The 20,572-nt window shown below is 70.1% G+C and carries 1 pseudogene (cut by a window edge); it reads right to left on the minus strand.

The features are described from left to right. Positions 1-20,546: pseudogene (locus tag A9310_RS15435) on the minus strand (non-ribosomal peptide synthase/polyketide synthase) (its annotated part extends 20,208 nt beyond the left edge of the window); the annotation flags it as partial. Positions 20,547-20,572 lie beyond the last annotated feature (26 nt).

Consider the following 20,572-nt stretch of genomic DNA (forward strand, 5'->3'; position numbering starts at 1 on the left):
TCGAGAAGCGCCTCGAACGAGTCGCCGGAGCCGACGGCGGTCCGCAACACCAGGGTGTTCACGAACATACCGATCATCGGGTCCAGCTCGGCCCGCCCGCGACCGGCGACAGGGGTGCCGACTGCGACGTCATCCGTGGCCGCCATGCGGGACAGCAGGACCGCCAGCGCCGCATGGACCACCATGAAGGGGGTGACTCCCGCGTCACGCGCCAATTCGCCGATCCGGTTCGCGACGGACGCCGGGATCTCGAAGGCGACACGTCCGCCGCGCCCCGATGCCACCTTCGGCCGCGCGCGGTCCGCCGGTAGTTCCAGCACGTCCGGTAGTCCTGCGAGTTGTTCCGCCCAGTAAGCCAATTGCGTCCCGGCCACCGAGTGCGGGTCGGTGGGTGACCCGAGCGTGGCGTGCTGCCAGATCGCGAAGTCTGCGAACTRCATTGCCAGGGGGGTGAACTGCGGCTCACGGCCGCGGACACGARCCGAATAAGCGGTCACGAGATCGGCGACCAGCGGACCCATCGACTCGCCATCGGCACCGATGTGGTGCAGGACGACCGCGAGCATGTGCTCGTCGTCCGCGACCGGGTACAACCGGACCCGGATCGGCCAGTGCGACGTGACGTCGAAGCCGCCGAGTGCCGCCGTCCACATGGCCTCTTCGGAATGGACGACTGCCCAGTCGAGGCGTGATCCGATCTCCTCGACCGGCGCGATGTCCTGATAGGGCTCCCCATCGCGTTCCGGGAACGCGGTCCGCAGGATGTCATGCCGGGCCACCACATCCATGACTGCGGCATGCAGTGCTGCGACGTCGAGCGCCCCGGTGAGCCGCATGACCACCGGGATGTTGTACGTGGGCGCGTCGGGTTCGAGCCGGTTGATGAACCACATCCGGATCTGGTCGAAGGACAACGGGATGCGGTCGAAGTCCACCGTCCGTACCGGGCTGCCCGCTGAGCTCGCCGCGTGCCCGGCGCGCACGCCCAGAACGTCGGCGAGGCCGCGCGCGGTCGGCGCGTCGAACAGGTCGCGCACGGTCACGGCGACGCCGAAGGCGTCGGACAGTCGCGCCACGACGCGCATGGCGGAGAGCGAGTTGCCGCCGAGGTCGAAGAACGGTTCGACGACCGACACCCGGTCCACACCGAGGACCTCGGCGAAGGTCTCGGCGACGCCGGTCTCGTCCTCGGTCTCCGGCGCCACATACTCGGCGGCCGCGAACTCTGGTTCTGGCAACGCCTTTCGATCGATCTTGCCCGCGCTGTTGAGTGCGATGTCGTCGAGGACAACCCAGACGGTCGGGCGCATGTACTCCGGCAACGCGTCGGCCACGACACCCTTGACGGCGTCGAGATCGATACCCGAGACCCCGGCGGGCCCGGCGATGTAGGCAACCAGATGCTGGTCCCCGGTGGGTGCGTCGATGACCGTGGCGGCGGTGTGCACCACCCCGGGCGCAGTGGCGATCACCGCTTCGATCTCACCGAGCTCGATGCGCTGGCCACGCAACTTCACCTGGAAGTCAGTGCGGCCCAGGTATTCCAGGACCCCGTCGCGGCGTCGACGGACGAGATCGCCGGTGCGGTAGAGGCGTTCGCCACGACCGAAGGGACTGGCGACGAAACGCTCCGAGGTCAGGTCCGGTCGGGCGGCGTACCCGCGTGCCAACTGAACGCCCCCGAGGTAGAGCTCACCCGGGACACCGGGCGGCACTCGCCGCAGTCGGGAATCGAGCACCACGGACGACGAGTTCCACATCGGTATGCCGATCGGCACCGACGGATCCTCGGAATGGACCGCCTCGATCCGCTCATAGGTGATCTCGACCGCAGCTTCGGTCGGGCCGTAGAGGTTGTAGAACAACACCTGCGGCAACCAGTCGCGCACCCGGCCGGCCGACGCCGGTGGTAGAGCCTCGCCAGTGGTAGAGATGATGCGCACCGATTTCCAGGCCCGTACCCGCTCCTCACCGGCGACCTCGAGGAAGACCGACAGCATCGACGGCACGAAGTGGACCATCGTCGCCCTGGTCCGACTGACCTCGTCGGCGACATAGACCGGGTCCAGGTGACCGTCGGCTTGGAGGATGACCATCGACGCGCCGACCATGAGGGGCGCGAACAACTCGGGCACCGACACATCGAAGGTGTACGGGGTCTTCAGCACCACGCGGTCGACGGTGCCGATGGGCAGTTCGTCCAGGCCCCACCAGAGGCGGTTCAGCACCGCGGAATGGGAGAGCGTGACACCCTTCGGACGTCCGGTGGACCCTGAGGTGAAGAGGGTGTAGATGGCGTCGTCGCCGCGGATGGGACGGACGCGTTCGGCATCGGTCAGCGGCGGCGTGGACAGGTCGACCGCCGCGTCGGCACTGATCGCGTGCATCGTCRCGAGGTCGCCGAGTTCGGCGACGGCGGGCGGGGTCCGGTCCCCGCTGAGGAGCACCACTGAGACACCTGCTGTCTCGACCATGTACCGCACGCGTTCAGCGGGCGCCGACGTGTCGATCGGAACGTACTGTCCGCCCGCGGCGACCACCGCGTGAATCGCGACGACCATCTCCACCGAGCGCGGAATACACAGGCCCACTGCGGTATCGGGTCCGACGCCCAGGTCTCGCAGCGTCCGGGCGAGCGTGTTGACCCGCGCGCCGAACTCGCCGTAGGACACCTCGCGCTCGCCGGCGATGAGCGCGGTGCGACCGCTGTCCCGGATGACCGTCCGCATCACCGCGGCATCGACAGAAACGACATCCGGCAGCGTCACATCCGGGCCCTGCTCGAACCCGCGGACCGCGGCGACCTCGTCGGGCGACATGAGTCCGACGTCGAGGACTCCGATCGCCGGGTTCGCGATGAGGTCCGAGAGGAGACGCAGGAACCGTTCCCTCAACAGGACGACAGTCGACTCGTCGAACAAGTCCGTGGCGTAGACGATGGAACCGCGCCACGGCTGGCCGGCGGCAGCGGCCGCGAGCCCGATGGTCAGGTCCACCTTCGCCGGGGTGACTTCGTTGTCCACGGCTTCGACGGTCAGACCGTCCACCACGACCGCGCCCAACTCGCCACCGAGTTCCGGCAGCGTCGCCTGGTTCAGGGTGAACAGGACTTGAGCCAATGGGGCGAAGGCCTCGGACCGGACCGGGTTGAGGTGGTCGACCAGACGCTCGAAGGGCAGGTCGGCATTGGCGAAGGCATCGAGGTCGGTGTCGCGGGTCTGCTCGAGGATGTCGAGGAAGGTCGCGGCGGGATCGACACGGGTACGCAACACCAGGGTGTTGACGAACATGCCGATGAGCGGATCGAGTTCGGGCTGACCGCGCCCGGCGACGGGTGTCGCGATGGCCACGTCGTCGACCAGCGACGTACGGCTCAACAACACCGCCAACGCTGCATGGATCACCATGAACGCTGTCACCCCGTGCTCGCGGGCCATCCCGTTGATCGCGTCGCCCAGTTCCCCGGGGACCTCGATCGGCAGGTGCGCACCGTGCTGACTCGCGACAGCCGGCCGCGGTCGGTCGGCGGGTAGATCAATGACCTCCGGAAGGCCGGCGAGCTGCTGTTCCCAGTATCGGAGTTGTTGCGACACCGGCGAAGTCGGATCATCGGCGTCGCCGAGAACTTCGTGCTGCCACAGCGCGACGTCAGCGACCTGCACGTCGAGAGTGGGAAATGCGGGCGTCTGTCCGACGCGGCGCGCGGAATAGGCGGTCATCAGGTCGCGGGCCAGGACCGGACGCGACTCACCATCGGACGCGATGTGGTGCAGGACGATCAGGAACACATGTTCGTGGTCACCGGTCCGCGTCAGTCGCGCACGCAGGGGCCAGTCCATGGCGACGTCGAACCCCGTTGTCGCCGCGGCGAGCAGATCGTCGGTGGTGCCGACCACAGCCCAATCGAGTCGGCCGTCGACCTCGTCGGCGGAGTGGACCACCTGGTGCGGCACCCCGTCCGCGGACGGGAAGGTCGTACGGAGAACTTCATGGCGACGTACGACGTCGGCGAGTGCACCGCGCAGCGCCGCGCTGTCCAGATCGCCACGCAGCGTGAGAGCGATCGGGATGTTGTAAGTCGCCTGCCCGGGGTCGAGTTGGTTGATGAACCACATCCGCTGTTGTGCGAAGGTGAGGGGCAGACTCTCCGGACGTGGACGGTACGCCGCCACCGGGGCCAACGCTCGTCCGCGTCCACCTGCACGACCGACGAGTTCCCGCACCGTCGGCGCGTCGAACACATCGCGCACCGAGACATCACGCCCCAACGCATCCGAGACACGCGAGGCCAACCGCATCGCCGACAGCGACGTGCCGCCGATGGCGAAGAAGTCGTCGGTCGCACCGACACGATCGACGTCGAGCAACCCGGCGAAGATCTCGGCGACCTCGGTCTCCTGGCCGTCGGCCGGCGCCACGTACTCACTCGCGGTGAACTCGGGCGCCGGGAGCGCACGACGATCGACCTTGCCCGAGGTGGTCAGCGGCATCTGGTCCAGGACCATCCACGTGGTCGGGACCATGAACTCCGGGAGTCCCCGCAGCGCAACGTCTTTCACCGTGTCGGCGTCGAGATCGACGCCCGGCCCGGCGGCCAGGTAGGCCACCAGCTGCTCGCCTCCCCCGGCGGGGGCGGCGACCACCACGGCGGTGTGCACGACACCGGGGGCCGATCCGAGTACCGACTCGATCTCGCCGAGTTCGATGCGCTGCCCACGCAGCTTCACCTGGAAGTCGTTGCGGCCCAGGTATTCGAGTTCACCGGCGGCATTCCAGCGTCCGCGGTCACCGGTGCGGTACAGGCGCGCGCCGGCTGGCCCGAACGGGTCGGCGACGAAGGTCTGGGCGGTCAGACCGGGCCTGGAGGCGTACCCGCGTGCCAGCTGGACTCCGCCGAGGTACAGCTCCCCGGCCACGCCGAGGGGTACCGGACGCAGCCGCGCGTCGAGCACGCGCACCGACGAGTTCCAGACCGGGGTTCCGATCGGGATGTTCTGCGGCGGCGGCCCGGTGACGGCTCCGTAGGTGATGTCGACGACGGCCTCGGTGGGACCGTACTGGTTGACCAGCAACGCATTCGGAAGTGCGGCCGCCAGTCCCGAGGCCAGACCCGGGAGCAGCGCCTCGCCGCCGGAGAAGATTCGGCGCAGGCTGGCGAGCCGCTCGATGCCGACCCCGGTGGCGCCGTCGAGGAAGGCGGCGAGCATCGAGGGGACGAACTTCACCGTGGTCACGCCGTGGCGCTCGATGAGCCCGGCGAGATGACGCGGATCGCGGTGGCCGCCCGGTTCGGCGACGACGACCGGCGAGGCATTGAACACCGGGCCGAAGAACTCCCAGACCGAGGCGTCGAAGGTGTACGGGGTCTTCAGCAGGAAGCGATGCGGCCCTTCGCCGTTGGATTCGGTGAACCACGCGAGGGTGTTGCGCAGCGCGCCGTGGGTGACGGTGACACCCTTGGGGCGTCCCGTCGATCCGGAGGTGAAGATCGTGTAGACGGCGTTGTCCGGGTGGACGACCCCGAGACGGTCGGCCTCGGTCACCGGCGGTACGGGCGCGTCCGGGAGCGGAGTCGAGGCGTCGACACGCACGATCCGGCCGCCGAACTCGCCGAGGACGGCGGGGACCGTCCCGGGACCGACGACGACGGTGGACACCCGGGCGGTGTCGAGGATGTACTGTCCGCGTTCAGCCGGACTCTCCGGATCGATGGGCACGTACTGTCCACCGGCGGCGACGATTCCGTGTACGGCGACCATGATCTCGACCGACCGGTCGAGACAGACGCCGACCGCGACGTCCGGACCCACACCCGCGTCGATGAGCTCGCGCGCCAGGAGTGACACGCGGGCGGCGAACTCGGCATGATCGACCACGCGGTCGTCGAAGATGACCGCAGGCGCATCGGGAGCCGAGGCAGCGTTCGACGCCACGAGGTCGGCCACGATGTGCGGCGATCCGACCTCGACCCGGGCGCCGGTCGCGAAGTCGTCGAGACGCGACGACTCGTCCGGCAGCACGAGCCCGGCGTCACCGACGGGACGCGACGGCGCGCTCAGGACTCCGGTCAGCACGGCGACGAGTCGACGGGTGAGGGTGTCGATCGTGGATTCGTCGAACAGGTCGGTGGCATAGATGACCGATCCGGCCCATCGGCGCCCGTCGTCTCCCCGGTCGATCGCGAAGTTCAGGTCGACCTTCGCACCCGGTGCGGCCGGGGGAAGGGGCTCGAAGCCCAGATCGCCGATGGAACCGCTCTGTTCGGCGTCGATCGCGAAGTCGGCCGAGGCCGACTGGTCGAAGGTGAGGTTCACCTGGGCGAGCGGGGCGAACGCCTCCGTGCGGACCGGGTTGAGTTTCTCCACCAGCGTCTCGAACGGGACGTCCGCGTTCGCGAAGGCATCCAGGTCGGTGGTCCGGACCCGGTCCAGCAGAGTCTCGAAGGACTCGCCCGCGTCGACCGGGACCCGGAGCACCAGCGTGTTGACGAACATGCCGACGAGCGGGTCGAGAGCGGCCCGCCCACGGCCGGCGATCGGGGTACCGACCACGATGTCATCACCGGCCGAGAGCCGCGCCAGCAGCACGGCGAGTGCTGCGTGAACGACCATGAACGGGGTGACGCCCCGCTCGGCGGCCACGCGTTCGATCGCGGTCCCGATCTCGACCGGGATGTCGAAGTCGAACCGGGCGCCGCGTTGCGACGCCACCGCCGGACGCGGCCGGTCGGTGGGCAGTTCGAGGACGTCCGGTGCTCCCGCGAGGCGCTGGACCCAGTGGTCCAGCTGCGCGGCGATGCGCGAGTCCGGGTCACCGGCGGAGCCGAAGACGTCGTGCTGCCAGATCGCGTAGTCGGCGAACTCGACCTCGAGCGGCGCGAAGACCGGGTCCCGGCCCGCGGCGCGTGCACCGTAGGCGGTGATGAGGTCGGCGAGCATCGGTCTCATCGACTCGCCGTCGGCGGCGATGTGGTGGACGACCACCACGAAGACGAACTCTCCCGCGCTCACCGGCCACAGGCGCGCGCGGATGGGCCACTCGGCGGTCACGTCGAAGCCGTCGGTGACCGCGGACTCGATCTCGGCCTGGGAGCCGACGACCGCCCAGTCCAGTCGGTCGACCTGGTCCGGCGCGTCGATGCGCTGGTGGGGAACGCCGTCGACCTCGGGGAAGGTGGTGCGCAACACCGCTTGCCGTGCGACGAGGTCGGTCACCGCGGCGCGCAGCGCGTCGGTGTCGAGGTCGCCGCGCAAGCGCAGACCGATCGGGATGTTGTAGGTCGACGACGCGGGCTCGAACCGGTTGATGAACCACAGGCGCTGCTGAGCGAACGACAGCGGGATGCGCTCCGGGCGGGGCGACACCGCCACCACGGGTGGCAGAGTGCTTCCGCGCCCGGACACGGCGTCCACCAGATCCCGGACGGACGGCGCCTCGAAGACGTCCCGCACCGACACCTCGGTACCGAGTGCGTCGGCGACGCGCGAGGCGAGGCGGGTCGCGGACAGCGAGTTGCCGCCGAGATCGAAGAAGCTTGTCGTGACACCGATCTCGTCGACTCCGAGCACCTCGGCGAAGACCTGCGCGACCGCGGTCTCCTGCGGGCCGGTGGGCGCGACGATCTCCTCGACCACGGTGGCCGAGTCGGGTACCGGAAGGGCGTCGCGGTCGAGTTTGCCGTTCGCGGTGAGCGGCAGGGTGTCGACGTCGATGATCTGGTCCGGGACCATGTACGACGGCACCGCGCGGCCGGCGATGCGCCGGACCTCGGTCGCGTCGACCGCGTCCTGCGCGTCGCGGACGAGGTAACCGATGAGTTGCTCACCGCGGCCGGGGATGTCGACGACCCGGGCCGCTGCCGCGCTCACACCCGGCACCGCCAGCAGTGCCGCCTCGATCTCGCCGAACTCGATCCGGTAGCCACGCAACTGGACCTGCGCGTCACCGCGCCCGAGGTACTCGATGTCGTCGCCCACGCGACGGGCGAGGTCGCCGGTGCGGTACATGCGGGTTCCGGGCTCGCCGTAGGGTGAGGCCACGAAACGCGTCGACGACAGCCCGGCGCGCTTCAGGTAGCCCTGCGCCAGTTGCCCACCGGTGACGTACATCTCGCCCACGACACCCTCGGGGACCGGCCGCAGCCGGTCGTCGAGCACGTGGATGGCCAGCGACGACAGCGGCCGGCCGATGAAGCTCGCGTCGTCGGCCGCCACCGAGTGCGGGTCGAGCGGCCGGAAACTGACGTGCACGGTCGTCTCGGTGATGCCGTACATGTTGACCAGCGTCGTGGTCTCGTCCGGATGATCGTCGAACCAGCGCCGCACCTGCTCGAAGCTGAGCGCCTCGCCGCCGAACACGATGTAGCGCAACGACAGCGGGGTGTCGCGGCGTCGGCGGGTCTCGGCGAGCTGGTAGAACGCCGACGGCGTCTGACTCAGCACGGTGACCCGTTCGCGGGCGAGCAGATCGAGGAACTCCTCCGGCGCCCGCGCCAGGTCCCGGTCGACCAGGACCAAGCGGCCACCGGTCAGCAGCGGTCCCCACAGCTCCCAGACCGAGAAGTCGAACGCGTACGAGTGGAACATCGTCCACACGTCCGTCTCGTCGATGTCGAAATCATCTGCGGCGGTGTCCATCAGGGTCACCACGTCGCGGTGGGTGACCTCGACACCCTTGGGCCGACCCGTGGAACCCGACGTGTAGATCACGTAGGCACGCGAATCAGGATGAACCGCAACCGGTTCCGAAGTCGCAGCGGCACCTTCAGCGATCAGCTGCGCGACCGGCACCACCGGCGTGGTGCCCAATCGGGACCACAGTTCGAAGTCCGCGGTCGTGTCGTCGATGATCACCGCGCTCGGCGCGGCATCGGAGACGATGAAACGCAGGCGGTCGACCGGATTGGTGGTGTCCAGCGGCAGATAGCCGGCGCCGGAACGCAACACACCCAGGATCGAGGAGACGAGATCGACGCCGCGGGAGGTCGCCACGGCGACGAGATCGCCGGTGGAGACTCCTCGCGCACTCAGGGCCGCGGCGACCGCGGCGGAACGTTCGTCGATCTCGCGGTAGTCGAGTGTGGACGTGGTGTCGGTGACGGCCGGACGATCGGCGTGGGTGCGCGCTGCCCGCGCGAACAACTCGGCGAGCGAGACGTCGGTGTTGCGGGTCCGGGTGACCGGCGGCGTGAGCTCGCTGCGGTACTCGGCGTCGTCGAGCAGGGAGATGGCCCCGACCTCGGTGGCCGGGTCGGCGACGAGGGTCGTGAGGATGCGGATCAACGCATCCGAGTACACCTCCACCTGTCGCTCGTCGAAGGCGGCGGGCAGATACTTCAGTTTCAGCTCGATCTGGTCGCCGACCACGCCGGTCACCAGATTCAGCGGGTAGTGGGTCGAGTCGGTGGCGTCGAGATCCTCGATCCCGATGCCGCCGGCGTCGGCCCCTCGCTTCAGCGACTGGGCGTCGACCGGATAGGACTCGTGCACCGCGAGGGTGTCGAACAGCTGTCCGCGACCGACGAGTGCGGTCAGCTCGGGCAGTCCGAGGTGCTGGTGGTCGAGCACCGCGACCTTCGAGGCCTGCAGCGCGTCCAGGACGTCGGCGGCGCGGGCGCCCGGGTCGACGTCCGCGACCGCGGGCAAGGTGTTGATGAAGAGGCCGACCATCGTCTCGACGCCGTCCAGATCGGCCGGACGTCCGGAGACGGTCTCGCCGAAGACGACCGTGCGCTGGCCGGTGATGCGCGAGAGCAGCACCGCCCAGGCGAACTGCATCACCGTCGAGACGGTGACTCCCCGTGCGCGCGTGAGGTCGTCGACGGCGGAGGTGATCTCGGCCGGGAGCAGCACGCTGTGATCGCGCGGAAGCTGATCGGACGTCGCCTCGCGGCCGGAGCCGACGAGGGTCGGCTCGTCGACGGCGGACAGCACCGACCGCCAGGCCGCCAGTCCCGCTTCGGTATCGGAGGCGGCGATGTACCGCAGGTAGTCGAAGTAGTCTCCCCGAGCCCCGGATTCGGCGGCGACGGTGCCGGTGTAGGTCTGACCGGTGGCGTACAGCGCGAACAGGTCGGCCATGATCAGCGGGCTCGACCAGCCGTCGATCAGGATGTGGTGGCTGGTGACGACCAACGTCGAGCGCGTGCCACTGCGGACGAGGACGAACCGCATGAGCGGGCCGGACTCGAGGTCGAACGGCGTCGCGCGTTCGACCTGCGCGACCACGTCGATCGCATCGTCGCCGTTATCGGCATCCACTGTCCGCCAGGGGATCTCGACAGTCTCCGGAACCACCGCGACGACCTCGCCGCTGGGTACCCGGACGAAACTGGAGCGCAGTACCCGATGGCGGGCGAAGACCTCGCGCACGGCCTCGGCGAGACGGGTGGCGTCGACCTCGCCCTTGAGCGTGAGAACCGCCTGCGCGGTATAGACGTCGACCGCCCCGGCTTCGCGGCCCGCCGCGGCGAGTTCGGCTTGGAACTGCAGGCCGCGCTGCAGCGGCGACAGCGGCCACACGTCGGCGCCCGGATACCGCCGGGCCAGGTGATCGAGATCGTCCTGGGTGACGCGCGCACCGAGGACATCCGACGGGGAGAGTCCCGGATCGCCGACGCGGGCGACCTCGTCGACGATGGTCGCGAGCTCGGCGTCCCAGCGCCGCGCGAGGTCGTCGACCGCCTCGGTGTCGATCGCGCCGCGCGGGAACGTGAATCCCGCGACGAACTCGCGACCGCTGTCGCCGATCGCGGTTCCCGCGTTGATGCTCAGCAGGTTCGGCACGACCATGGCGCCCGTGACCGTGCCGGGCAGGCGCGGTGCGGCGGGGTCGGGCAGGAACGGCATGCCCGTCTCGCCCACGTCCGAGGCGTTCTCGCCGCCGGCCCCGGTCCCCGTGACGTTGCCGAGGTAGTTGAAGCCGATGCTCGGCAACGGGCGCCGGGACAGCTCGGTGTCGCCGTAGCGGAGGAGTCCGTAACCGATCCCGTTGTCGGGCTGGCCGACCCGCTCCTCCTTGGCGAGCTTGACCGTGTGGACGGCGTCACCGCGGACGTCGACGGCCATCGGCGCGATGGTCGTGAACCACCCGACGGTCCGGGACAGATCCACGGTCCGCGGATCGGTTCCGCGTAGCAGGGCTTCCTCGTATCGGCCGTGCCCCTCGAGCAGGATGGTCACCGGCCGGTCGTCGGCGATGCCCCGGGCCTGCTGCCACGACCGGACAGCGCGCGCCAGAGCAGCCACGAGAGCGTCGTTGACGTTGCCGCGGAAGGCGGTCGGCACCGACGTCAGCAGCGCCTCGGTCACCGACGAGCCGACCGTGTGCACCACGGTCTCGGTGGTCGACATGCGGTCACGCGTGCGGTCGACCTCCGCCCAGAGGTCGGTGACCCGTTCCGGCGACCGTTCGAGCCAGTAGCGCAGCTCGTCGGATCGCCCGGCCCGCTGGGCGTCGAGCGCGGCGGTGAAGGCGCGCGCCGAGGTGACCTCCGGTCGCAACGAATACGCCTGACCGCCTTGATGTTGCGCCCACGCGGTCAGCAGGTCCTCGATGATGACCCGCCACGAGACGGCGTCGACGCCCAGGTGGTGGATGACGACGACGAGCCGTGCGGCGGCGTCGGGGTCGGTGACCAGAACGGCCGCGACGAGCTGCCCGGTGGTCGGGTCGAGACGCCGCGAGGCGTCCTCGAAGGCCGCGACGACGGTGTCCGAGAAGCCGGGGTCGCCGACGAGCGCGGGAGACGCGAGGGCGGTGACGGCGCCGGGATGCAGTGGCGCGACGCCGGTGCGCATGAGCCATTCGCCATCGGCCTGCCCGGGTTCGACCGCCGCGCTGAGCATCGGATGCACGGACACGACCTGCCCGAGGAGTTCCTGCGCGATCTCGACGGTGAGTCCGGCCGGCGCGGTCAGCACCATGGACTGGGAGAAATCGGCGAAGTCGGTGACCACGTCGGTCTGATCGAGGATCCACGAGACCACCGGCGGCACGGCCATCGGGCCGATCCCGCCGCCGGCCGGTTCCTCGAGGGCGGGCACCCGCTCGCCACGGGCGCCGACGGCGCGGGCAATCGCCCGAACGGTCTTGTGCTCGAAGATGTCTCGAGGCGACACATCGATCCCGGCGGCCCGCGCGGCCGAAGCGACCTGAATGGACATGATGGAATCGCCGCCGAGGGCGAAGAAGGAGTCGCTGACGCTGACGCGTTCGAGACCCAGGAGTCCGGCGATGATCGTGGCGAGCTGCTGCTCGACCGGCGTCTCGGCGTCGACGTGATCGGAGTCGACCTCGATGGTCGGCGCGGGGAGTGCCCGACGATCGAGCTTGCCCACCGGGGTCAGCGGCAGTGCGTCGAGCACGACGATCCCGGCCGGCACCATGAACAACGGCAACCGGTCGGCGAGATGCTCACGCAGCGTGGCGATGTCGACTGCGTCGCGCAACACCACGTAGGCGGCGAGCGCCGCGACGACCGACTGTCCACTCGCGGCGAGCCCGCCGTCGGAGTCGACGCCGACGACGACCGCGGAGGCCACCGCGGGGTGATCGCCGAGCGCACTCTCGATCTCGCCGAGTTCGATACGCAGACCGCGAAGCTTGATCTGGTCGTCGCTACGACCGACATAGTCCACCGAGAGCGACCCGTCGCGGTCACGGGCCCAGCGGACGATGTCCCCGGTGCGATAGATCCGGTCGCCCGGCGCGCCGAAGGGGTTGGCGACGAAGCGCTCCGCGGTCAGACCGCGGCGCGCGAGGTAGCCGCGCGCCAGGGCCGGGCCGCTCACGTACAGTTCGCCCGCCACCCCGACCGGAACTGGGCGGAGCCGGGAGTCGAGCACCAGCAGGTCGACGCCGCCGATCGGCGGTCCGACGAGGACCGGTTCCTCGACCCGCATGGGCGGGCCGATCGCGACACCGATCGTGGTCTCGGTGGGTCCGTAGAGGTTCTGGAAGCGCACCAGTGGTGCCCAGCGGTCACGCAAGGTGTCCGGGACCGCCTCACCGCCCGCGTAGACGGTGTGCAGATCCGGGAGGTCGGCCGGATCGAGGGAGGCGAGCACTGTCGGGGTGAGGAATGTATGGGTCACGCGGTGCTCGCGCATGAAGTCCGCGAGCGGTGCACCGGCCACCGCGTCGCGGTGCCGGTACACGACGGAGGCACCCACGGTGAAGGCGAGCAGATACTCGAGTACGAAGGCGTCGAAACTGGGTGAGGCGAAACCCAGGACGCGTGAGTCCGGGGTGATTCCGGATTTCTCCGCGGCCTCGACGCCGAAGTTGCGCAGGCCGCCCGCGGTGACCTCGACGCCCTTGGGCGTACCGGTCGATCCGGACGTGTAGATCACGTAGGCCGCGTCGTCGGCCCCGACCGCGCTCGGCCGGTCGGCGTCGGTCACAGGCGAATCACTGGCCGCCGCAACGGCTTCGATGAGCTCCGGCGAGTCCAGTTCCAGCCACTCGCTGCCGGGCATCCCGGGCCCGGCCACGTCGCCGAGCGTGAGCCCGAGCCGCGCACCGGAATCGGTGATCATGTGCGACACGCGATCCGCCGGGTAATCCGGGTCGATCGGTACGTACCCGGCCCCGGTCTTGGCCACCGCCCAGATCGCGACCATCAGTTCCGCCGACCGTGGGATGAGCAGCGCGACCAGGGTGCCGCGGCCGATGCCGCGATCCAGCAGGTGACGAGCCAGCCGGTTCGACGCGGCATCGAGCTCGCCGTACGTCAATGACCGCTCGGGGTCGACGACCGCGGTCCGGTCCGCTCCGCCGCGCCGGACCGCGGCGGCGAACAGCTCGGCCAGCGGCACGGCCGGTGTCGCGGGCTGACGGCCCACGGGGGTCAGCAGCTCGCGCTCGTCGGTGTCGAACAGGTCGGCGTCACCGACCGGCACGGTCGCGTCGGTGACCAGCTCGTGCAGCAACCGCGCGAATCGATCCATCATCCGCGCGACCGTCGCCTCGTCGAACAGGTCCGTGGCGTAGTTGACCCGGCCGATCCAGGACCCGGCGCGACCCCCGCGGAGTCCGACCGTCAGGTCCACCTTGGCCGAGTTCTCCTCGGTCTCCACCACTTCCACCGCGAGCTCGTCGATGTCGGCGACGAGAGTGGACGGATCCGCGGGAGTGGGGTCGACGGTCAGCAGGATCTGCGTCAGCGGCGCGAAGGCCTCCGAACGTGACGGCGCGAGTGCGTCCACGACCGCCTCGAAGGGGGCATCGGCGTGGGCGAAGGCGTCGAGATCGGTGACCCGCACGGCGTCGAGAAGGTCGGCGAACCGCTGCGCCGGGTCGACGACGGTCCGCAGAACCAGGGTGTTGACGAACATGCCGACCAGCGGATCCAGGGCGGCGTCGCCGCGTCCGGCGATCGGGGTGCCGATGGCGATGTCGTCGGTGGCCGAGAGTCGCGACAGCAGCACGGCCAGTGCCGCATGGATGACCATGAACTCGGTGACGCCACGCTCGGTGGCGAGATTTCGGACGAGATCTGCTGTCGCCGAGTCGATCTCGAAACCGACTTCGGCGCCGGCCATCGACGCGACCTTCGGACGCGGACGGTCGGCGGGGAGTTCGAGCACCTCGGGAAGCCCCGCCAGCGCGGTGCGCCAGTAGTCGACCTGCGCCGAGACCCGCGAATCCGGGTCGTCGATCGAACCGAGCTCACGACGTTGCCAGAGCGCGACGTCGGCGAACTGCACCTCCAGCTCCGCGAAGTCGGGCGAACGGCCCTGGGAGCGCGCGACATACGCGGTCACCACGTCGGTGACGAGCGGCCGCATCGATTCGCCGTCGCCGGCGATGTGGTGGATCACGATGAGGACGATGTGTTCGAGGTCGTCGACGCGATGCACGCGGATGCGGATCGGTCGCTGCACCGCGACATCGAAACCCGCGCCGGCGGCGGCAAACAGGTCGGATTCCTCGTCGACGACAGCCCAGTCGAGTTCGGCGCCTACACCGGTGGCGTCCCCGATGACCTGTCGCGGTGCGCCGTCGATCGACGGGAACACCGTGCGGAGCACTTCCTGACGCTCGACGACGTCGACCATCGCGGCACGCAGCGCGGCGAGGTCGAGCTTGCCGCGCAGGCGCAGGGCGATCGGGATGTTGTAGGCCGCCGAGCTGGTGTCGAACTGGTTGATGAACCAGATGCGTTGCTGCGCATAGGACAGCGGGATCTCATCCGGGCGCGGGCGTACCGCGGTGACCGGCGGGAGGCCGGGTACGCGGTCGGCGACGCGTTGCGCGAGCTCACGCACGCTCGGTGCGTCGAAGAGGTCGCGGACGCTGACCTCGACGCCGAGCGCCGCACCGGCGCGGGCCGCGACCCGCATCGCGGCCAGGGAATTGCCGCCGAGATCGAAGAAGGAGTCGACGACCGAGACCCGCTCGACCCCGAGGACCTCGGCGACGACAGCGGCCAGGGCCTGCTCGGCCGGCGTCGTCGGCTCGACGATCTCGGACTCGGACACGGTGGGCGCCGGCAGCGCGCGCCGGTCGACCTTGCCGGAGGCGTTACGGGGCATCTCGTCGAGGACGACCCACAGTGTCGGGCGCAGGTGGGTGAGCAACCGTTCCGCGGCGAAGGCGCGGACCGTGTCGACGTCCACGGTGTCGCCCGGATGGCCCGTCAGGTAGGCGACGAGCGCATCGCCCGCGGACGTCGTGGTCACCGCGGCAGCAGCGGCGACCACGCCCGGCGCGGCGGACAGGACTGCCTCGGTCTCGCCGAGTTCGATGCGCTGTCCATGGATCTTGACCTGGAAGTCGGCGCGGCCGAGATACTCGAGTTCACCGTCCGCGCGCCAGCGTGCGAGGTCGCCGGTCCGGTACAACCGCGAGCCCGCTGGGCCGGCCGGGTCGGCGACGAACGCCTGGGCGGTCAGCGCCGGCGCGCCGGCATACCCGCGGGCCATCTGCGCGCCACCCAGGTACAGCTCGCCGGGGACGCCGGGCGGCACCGGGCGGAGGCGGGTGTCGAGGACCCGGGCCGTCACGCCCGGTGCCGGGCGGCCGATGGTGACGACCTCGACCGGTTCGACCAGGGGCCGGATCGTCGCGTCCACCGTCATCTCGGTCGGCCCGTACTGGTTGACGACCACCGCGTGCGGGGCGGCCGCGAGCGTCTGCTGCGTCACCGCGGGGGTGAGTGACTCACCGCCGGTGAAGATCTGACGCACCGAGGACAGACCGGTGGCGGGATCGAAGCTCTCGTCGAGGAACACCGCGAGCAGCGATGGCACGAACTGGACGGAGGTGACCCGCTCGTCGGCGATGACGCGGGCGAGATGCGCCGGATCACGGTGGCCGTCGGGTGCTGCGACCACGGCGGTGGCGCCCGCGACGAACGGCCAGAACAGCTCCCAGACCGAGGCGTCGAAGGTGTAGGGGGTCTTCACCAGCACCCGTTCGTCCGCCGGGTCACCGGTGTAGGCCCCGAACCAGGACAGCATGTCGTGCAGGCCCCGGTGGGTGACCGTCACACCCTTGGGCTGTCCGGTCGAGCCCGAGGTGAACAGCGTGTAGACCGGGTGCCCGGCGCGCAGCGCCACCGGACGATCCGCGGGGGTGAGGGGAGCCGACGCAGCGGTCGCGAGCGCGTCGAGATCGACGGTGACGAAGGTTTCCGGAACGGTGGACGCGGCCTCGGCCCAGCTCGGACGTGCCCCGGCGACGACCACCGTCGACGCACCGGACAGCGCCAGCTGCCGGCGGACGACCTCGGCCGGCGCCTCCGGGTCGATCGGCACGTAGGTTCCGCCGGCGAGCACGATCCCGTGGATCGCGACGAGCATCTCGACCGACCGCGGAACGGCAACCGCGACCGCCACATCCGGCCCGACACCCTGCTCGAGCAGTCGTCGTGCGAACGCGTGGACCAGCGCCCCGTACTCGGCATGGTCGTAGGTGCGCCCGCCCGCGCGAACGGCGGGGCGGGACGCGTTGCGGGCGAACGAGTCCGCCAGCGCATCCGCGACCGTGACGACCTGCCCGGGACCGGCGTCGGTGTCAGCCGCACCGACCCATCGTTCGATCGCCTCGTGCTCGGCCGAGGTCATCAGCTCGGCATCGCCGACGGGCGCACCCGGGTCCGCGGTCAGGGCGTCGAGAAGGCGGACGAACCGATCGGCGAACAGGCGCACCGATTCGGCGTCGTACAGGTCGGTCGCATAGAGCACCGAGCCCTGCCAGTTGTCGCCGTTGTCGGCGATGCCGACGGTCAGGTCGACGCGCGCGGAGAGTTCGTCCGGTTCGGCCGGGGTCACGGCCAGGCCGCCGGCCTCGCCGATCGTCCCCCCGCCGATCGTCAACGTCTGCGAGGCCAGGTCGGCGATGGCCGACTGGTCGAAGGCGAGCCACACCTGCGCGAGGGGCGCGTAGGCCTCGGTGCGCAGCGGGTTCACCCGTTCGACGACCGCCTCGAAGGGGATGTCCGCGTTCGCGAAGGCCTCGAGATCGGTGCGGCGGACGTCGTCGAGCAGTTGGTCGAAGCCGGCCGAGGAGTCGACGCCGGTCCGAAGGACCAACGTGTTGACGAACATCCCGACCATCGGGTCCAAGATCGACTGGCCACGACCGGCGATCGGCGTCCCGACGGCGATGTCCTCGGTCGCGGACAGACGCGACAGCAGGACCGCGAGCGCCGCATGCGCGACCATGAACGGGGTCAGCCCGCGATCCCGGGCCAGGCGCGCAACACGCTCCGAGACCTCCTGCGGCACACTGAATTCGACGCGTGCACCGCGCTGTGAGGCCACGGCCGGACGTGGGCGGTCGGTGGGCAGCTCGAGCACGTCGGGCGCGCCGTCGAGTTGCCGCGCCCAGTACTGGAGCTGTGCCCCGACGAGCGAGGAGTCGTCGGTGGCGGCGCCGAACACCCGACGCTGCCACAGCGCGACGTCGGCCATCTGGACCGGCAGCGGCTCGAACGCGGGCGCACGCCCGGCGACCCGTGCGGTGTACGCGGTGATCAGGTCGGTCACCAGCGGCGCCAGTGATTCGCCGTCACACGAGATGTGGTGCACCACCATCCCGAGGACCGCCTCGGTGTCCGAGATCCGGGAGAAGCCTACGCGCACCGGCAGTTCCGCGACCAGGTCGAATCCGCCGAGCATCACCTGCGGCAGTGCCGCTTCCGGCACCTCGCGCCAGTCGAGCATCGCAGCCGTCGCCGACGGCTCGTGGACGAGCTGATAGGCGTCGCCGTCGGCTTCGGGATAGGTGGTTCGCAGGACCTCGTGGCGCGTCATGACGTCGAGCAACGCCGCACGCAGCGCGTCGGCGTCCACCTCGCCCGACAACCGCAGGACCATCGGGATGTTGTAGGCGGGCGAGGCCGGGTCGAACCGGTTGATGAACCACATGCGCTGCTGTGCGAGCGACAGCGGGATGCGGTCCGGACGGTCGACGACGGGCTCGATCGGCGGCAGCCCCGGCCGCTTCGACGCCGCGGCCAGCGCGAGGTCGCGAACCGTCGGGGCGTCGAAGAGGTCACGGACGGTGAGGTCCACACCGAGCGTCTCCGCGGCGCGGCCGACGATGCGGGCGGCCAGCAGCGAGTTGCCGCCGACGTCGAACACCGACTCGACGACGCTGATGTCCTCGAGACCCAGTACCTCCGCGAAGATGTCCCGCAGGGCTGCCTCGGTGTCGTTGTCGGGCGCGACGAACTCGGTCGTCGACGCCAGCACCGGCCGCGGCAGTGCGCCGCGATCGAGTTTGCCGTTCTGGGTCAGTGGCAGCCGCTCGACCGTCATGACGACGTCGGGGACCATGTACTCCGGCACCGTGGCCGCGACTCGGCGGCGCACGACCTGTTCGTCGACCTCGGCGCCCTGCTCGGGAACCACGTAGGCGGCAAGGATCTCACCCCGGTCGGGCAGATCCACGACGTTCGCCGCACCCGCCGCGATCCCGTCGACACCGACGAGTGCGGCCTCGATCTCACCGTACTCGATACGGAATCCGCGGAGCTGGACCTGGGCGTCGCCCCGACCGAGGTACTCGATGTCGTCGCCGACGCGGCGCGCCAGATCGCCGGTCCGGTACATCCGGTCACCGGAACCGTTCGGCACGAACGGGTTCGCGACGAAACGCGTGGCACTGAGGCCGGCCCGGCGGAGATAACCTTGCGCGAGTTGCGTTCCGGTGACGTACATCTCACCGATGACGCCCTCGGGCACCGGCCGCAGCCGCGAGTCGAGGATGTGGATGTCCAGCGACGACAGCGGCCGTCCGATGAACGACGCGTCACCCGCCGACACCGCGTCGCGGTCCAGCGCGCGATAGCTGACGTGCACCGTGGTCTCGGTGATGCCGTACATGTTGACCAGCTGCGCACCGTCGGCCGGGTTGTCGTCGAACCACCGCCGGACCTGTTCGAAACTCAGCGCCTCACCGCCGAACACGATGTAGCGCAGCGCAAACGAGGCCTGCTTCTGCCGCTGGGCGGTGATGAGCTGGTAGAAGGCCGACGGCGTCTGGCTCAGCACCGTAACCCGCTCGGACTCGAGCAGCTCGACGAAGGCGTCCGGATCGCGCGTGGTGTCCTGGTCGACCACGACGACGCGCCCGCCGGTGACCAGCGGTCCCCAGATCTCCCAGACCGAGAAGTCGAACGCGTAGGAGTGGAACAGCGTCCACACGTCGTCCGGACCGAACGAGAACTCCTCCGCCGCGGCCTTCATCAGCGCGACGACCTCGTGATGCGAGACGACGACGCCCTTCGGCCGGCCCGTCGAACCCGAGGTGTAGATCAGGTAGGCCGGCAGCCGCTCGTCGAGGGCCTCCCCCGCTCCCTGAGGAGTCCCGGCTGCCAACTCCTCGGGCGCCGCGAACCGCACGTCGATGACGTCCCACGCCGCGGCGAGTTCCGCGTCGGCGAGCACCAGCAGCGGCGCGGCGTCGTCGACGATCGACTGCGCGCGCGCAACCGGCTGGGAGCGGTCGAGCGGCAGATACGCCGCCCCGGTCTTGAGGACGGCGAGCAGGGCCACGATCAGCTCGGCACGGCGCGCGAGCGCGACACCTACGAGGCGACCCGGACCTGCGCCGATGGCGCGGAGTGCGCCGGCCAGCACCTCGGACCGCTCGTCGAGCTCGCGATAGGACAGTACGGTGCCGGTCGCGTCGCTGACCGCGGGCCGGTCGGCGTGGCGGGCCACCGCGGAACGGACGAGACCGGGCAGTGAGCCGAGGTCGGTGCTGCCGATCAGCTCCAGGGCCCGCTCTCGGATCAGCCCGATCGCGCGCCGGGTGGCGTCGGCGATCTCCGCGGGTGCGCGGCCGGCGGCGGCCTCGGTCTGGGTGACCCCGGCGCCGACGGCTGCCTCGGTGTCGAGCCCCTGGGCGACGAAGATCTGGGCCGTAGCCGAGACCCGTGCGTACAGCTCACCGAAGGTGACCGGACCGGACGCCGCCTCGTAGGCGGTCTCGGAGGGTGCGACGCCGGCCGAGAAGGCGATCAGGTGCAATGTCGAAGGCCGCGAGCCCCAGGTGAGAGAGATGTTGGAGGCCGTTGAATCGACATCGGTCACGTCTGAGTCATTCCTTTGGTCGACTG

Source organism: Gordonia sp. UCD-TK1, assembly GCF_001691435.1.
Taxonomy (GTDB): Bacteria; Actinomycetota; Actinomycetes; order Mycobacteriales; family Mycobacteriaceae; genus Gordonia; species Gordonia hongkongensis.